The sequence below is a fragment of the Oceanobacillus saliphilus genome (assembly GCF_023522835.1).
Classification (GTDB): domain Bacteria; phylum Bacillota; class Bacilli; order Bacillales; family Amphibacillaceae; genus Oceanobacillus; species Oceanobacillus saliphilus.
On the sequence record NZ_JALCZU010000113.1, the window covers coordinates 1 to 274 of the forward strand.

At 50.4% G+C, this 274-nt stretch carries 1 protein-coding gene; it reads right to left on the reverse strand.

The annotated features are described in order from the left end of the window. The coding region (locus tag MN204_RS20640; protein WP_249872928.1) for a nucleoside hydrolase at positions 1 to 274 on the reverse strand (274 nt) is incomplete at both ends.

Consider the following 274-nt stretch of genomic DNA (forward strand, 5'->3'; position numbering starts at 1 on the left):
CTGGTTCTGGGAAGTCTACCCCGTCCAGACCAGTGAACTCACGCCAGTTATCAGCCAACCCAAATGGTTCAACCAATGGCTTAGCTGCGCCATGTGCGACCGGAATATCCGTGCGTCCCAATAGCGTCAACGCCTTCATCGCATTGCGTTGCACATTTTCAACTGTCTGATAAGCAACCGTCGTTGAAATTGCCTTGATGTTTACCTTATCCGCGTTCGCCAACGCCAACATCAAACCAAAGAAATCTTCATGGCCTGGGTCGCAGTCCAAAAT